The 3,540-nt window shown below is 62.2% G+C and carries 2 protein-coding genes and 1 pseudogene; 2 read left to right on the forward strand and 1 reads right to left on the reverse strand.

Going from position 1 to position 3,540, the window contains the following annotated elements; translation table 11 throughout:
- Window positions 1–380 precede the first annotated feature (380 nt).
- Window positions 381–806: a MerR family transcriptional regulator gene (locus IE224_RS20520; RefSeq protein WP_191313348.1), complete on the reverse strand. Its 426-nt coding sequence runs from the start codon at window positions 804–806 to the stop codon at window positions 381–383.
- An 80-nt stretch (window positions 807–886) separates the two neighbouring features.
- Here IE224_RS20520 and IE224_RS20525 point away from each other — a divergent pair, with 80 nt between their 5' ends.
- Both IE224_RS20525 and IE224_RS21220 read left to right on the forward strand, forming a co-directional pair.
- Complete coding sequence (locus IE224_RS20525) at window positions 887–3,136, forward strand: heavy metal translocating P-type ATPase (protein WP_191313350.1); 2,250 nt, start codon at window positions 887–889, stop codon at window positions 3,134–3,136.
- Window position 3,137: 1 nt separating this feature from the next.
- Window positions 3,138–3,540 (forward strand): annotated as a pseudogene (locus IE224_RS21220) (hypothetical protein); the annotation flags it as partial.

Below are 3,540 nucleotides of genomic sequence, written 5' to 3' on the forward strand. Positions count from 1 at the left end.
ACTGAATGACCGGAAATCCATAGTTAGAGGTGGCTCACTTCTCGATGGAAATGCCGGCTCAGTTCTGGGTGGAAATCAACACGCCGTGAACAAATGTCCCTGATGAGCTCTTCGCGCCGATCTCTTGGTTGCTGAACGTGGCATCTGCCATTGATCAAGAATGCCAAGTCAGGTTCTGCTCAATGGTGGAAACCCGCGAATAGCCGATCATCAAGACCAAGGGCGACTTCAGTAAGAAAAGTCATCATGAGAAGGGAGTAAGCTTCCCTAGTTTTCCTTACCGAGTAGATTTACTCGGAACTGCCAGGCTCACCAACAGCAACGATGGCCTGCAGCTCTGGGTTAAAGAAATCTCCATTTTCTTTACTCCCATTATTGCTTCAGACTTCGCCATGATGGGGGTGCAGACAGTTCTCATGGTTGCTCAGCGCCTCGATGACCTTGCAGTCCGAGATGGTGCCTTGGGCGCATTGCGTCAGCATGCGCTCCAACTCCTGCTGCAAGGCTTGAAGGCGGGTGATGCGGTCCTTGACGAACCCAAGTTGGCGCGTGGCGATCACATCGGCGGCAGCACAGGACATGTCGGGCCGGTCTGACAGACTGAGGAGTTCCCGGATGTCGTCAAGCGAGAATCCGAGTTCGCGGGAGTGGCGGATAAAGGCAAGCCGTTCCTGGGCCTTCGTGGCATAAAGCCGCTGGTTGCCCGCGCTTCGCTCGGCCTCGGGCAGCAGGCCAATCTCTTCGTAGTAGCGGATGGTCGGCACCTTGACGCCGGTGGTCGCGCTCAGTTTTCCGATGCTCAGCATGAGAAACCTCTTGAACCTCTAGTTGCTAGAGCTCCTATCTTGCCGACTCGATGAAGAAAAGACCTCGGGCGGGAAGCAAGATGTCGGTTGAAATGACAGAGCAACGCGAGTGGACCGTGACAGGCATGGACTGCGCGGCCTGCACGACAAAGGTGTCACGGGCGGTGGAGCGGTTGCCAGGTGTTAGCGACGTCAAGGTCGCGCTAATGGCGGAACGTCTGTCGCTGAACCTGGCTCCGGGCACGACAGAGCCGGAGATCATCGAGGGTACTATCCGCAAGCTGGGCTTCGGGATTGCGCCCAAGGGCCAGCAGGCCCCGCGCAAGAAGGCATTCGTGCTGCCGGACGCGATGCCGACCTCTCGGACAAGCACCTCAGAGGACCAGGATGAAAGCAGCTCCACTGCTCCGATGCAGCACGAGGCTCCTGAGGCTCAGGCTCCAGCCGAACGGGAGAAGTCTTGGTACCAGACGGGAAAGGGTCGAGCTGTCATCTTGACCGGCGCTTTGCTGTCCATCGCCTGGTTGATCGAGATGCTGACATCGGCAGAGGCCGGCTCCTGGGCCTTTGTCGCCGCCTGCCTGATCGGCCTTGTTCCGATGGCAAAGCGCGCCTTCGAGGCGCTGCGCATGGGACAGCCCTTCACCATCGAGGGGCTGATGACCCTTGCTGCCGCTGGTGCGCTGCTCATCGGCGCCGCGGAAGAAGCAGCCTTGGTTATCTTCCTGTTTGCCGTGGGGGAGGTCCTTGAGGGGGTTGCTGCCGGGAAGGCGCGCCAGGGCATCCGGGCCTTGGCAAATCTTGTCCCGAAGACAGCGCTTCTGGAAGTCGGCGGCCAGACACGGAGCGTCCCGGCCAACAGTCTGGAGATCGGGCAGATCGTCCTCGTTCGTCCCGGCGATCGCATTCCCGCGGATGGCGACATTATAGAAGGCACGAGCGGTGTCGACGAAAGCCCGGTCACCGGCGAAAGCGTGCCTGTGACCCGAAGCGTGGGGGATGGGGTTTTTGCCGGCTCCATCAATACCGAGGTCGCGCTGCGCATGCGCGTGACAACGGAACCGTCAGACAACACCATCGCCCGCATCATTCGCCTGGTGGAAGAGGCCGAGGAAGCCCGCGCACCCACGGAACGGTTCATCGACCGTTTCTCACGGGTCTACATGCCAGCAGTCATCGCGCTCTCGGCACTTGTGGTCGTGGTTCCGCCGCTGGCCTTTGGTCAGGACTGGAGCACCTGGATCTATCGCGGGTTGGCATTGCTGCTGATCGGCTGCCCTTGCGCCCTGGTGATCTCGGTCCCTGCCTCCATCGCTTCGGCGCTGTCCTCGGGAGCGAAACGCGGATTGCTGATGAAAGGCGGCGCGGTGATCGAGGCGGCGGCAAAGACCACGCATGTCGCGTTCGACAAGACCGGCACCCTGACGCGGGGCAAGCCGGTCGTGACCGATCTGATCCCTGCCTCTGGCGTTCCCGAGGCCGAGCTTCTGGCCGTTGCGGGTGGCGTGGAGACCGGCTCGAACCATCCGCTCGCTTTGGCAATCCTGCGCCGGGCGAAGGTGGGCGAGGTGTCGATCCCGGCCGTGCGTGATGCGCGCGCCTTGGCCGGACGAGGCGTTGAAGCCATCGTGGGCGAGGCAAAGGCCTGGGTGTCCTCGCCGTCCCATGCTGCGGAAAGTGGCGGGATCGACGCCGCTGCCGTGCAGCGCGCGACTGTGCTGGAAGAGCAGGGCAAGACCGTTGTGGCCGTGTTCCGGGCTGGGCAGCCTCTCGGGCTGATCGCGATGCGGGACGAGCCGCGCGAGGATGCTGTCAGGGCCGTTCGACAGTTGAGCGCCTTGGGCGTCAGCGCCACGATGCTGACCGGAGATAACCCCCGCACCGCAGCGGCCATTGCCGGAAACCTCGGCATCGCCTTCCGGGCCGGCATGATGCCCGAGGACAAGCTGACCGCAATCCGCGACCTGAACCGCCAGGGCAGCGTCATGATGATCGGTGATGGCATCAACGACGCCCCTGCCTTGAAGGAAGCAAGGGTCGGCGTGGCGATGGGCTCGGGCACCGATGTGGCGCTGGAGACGGCCGATGGAGCGATCCTTCGGGACCGGGTGACTGATGCCCCGGCCCTGATCCGGCTGTCACGTGCGACAATGGGCAATATCAGGCAGAACGTGATGCTGGCGCTTGGGCTCAAGGCGGTGTTTCTCGTGACCTCGGTCTTGGGCATCACCGGCCTCTGGATCGCCATCTTGGCCGATACCGGCGCCACGGTTCTCGTCACGCTCAATGCCCTGCGCTTGCTGGCCTTCGATCCCACGAAAGAAGCCTGAGATGCTGGGACAGGCAGGATGGATCGGTCTCGGCATCATGGCGATGTATCTGGGAGCCTTCGCCTGGGGGACGGCCGAGGCCGCACGGGTCGCAGGACAACCGGTCTGGCTGTTCGGACGGGCGCGTGGGACCGAGCGCGTTGCCGCGTTTGGCTTTCGCCTGGCCTTCGCTCTGGCGCTTCTTGGACCGCTTATCTGGCTGGTCTTTCCAGCTCTACGCCGGCTGAATCCGCTCTGGGCTGAGGAGCCGTATCAGATACTGGGGATTGCGGGCGTGCTTCTCGCCGTGGCAGGGGCAATGCTCGCCTTCGCGGCACAGATTGAACCGCCCCGGGTTCACCGGAGAGTTTGTGGTTCAATGATTAGGCTGCTTTTTCGGCTGCGTTCAAGCTTGCGTAGAAGGC

This window comes from Paracoccus aerius (genome assembly GCF_014656455.1).
Lineage (GTDB): Bacteria > Pseudomonadota > Alphaproteobacteria > Rhodobacterales > Rhodobacteraceae > Paracoccus > Paracoccus aerius.

Bases quoted from the DNA above. Each gene is read 5' to 3' on its own strand.
- IE224_RS20520 (WP_191313348.1), bottom strand. From the start codon at position 806: ATGCTGAGCATCGGAAAACTGAGCGCGACCACCGGCGTCAAGGTGCCG.
- IE224_RS20525 (WP_191313350.1), top strand. From the start codon at position 887: ATGTCGGTTGAAATGACAGAGCAACGCGAGTGGACCGTGACAGGCATG.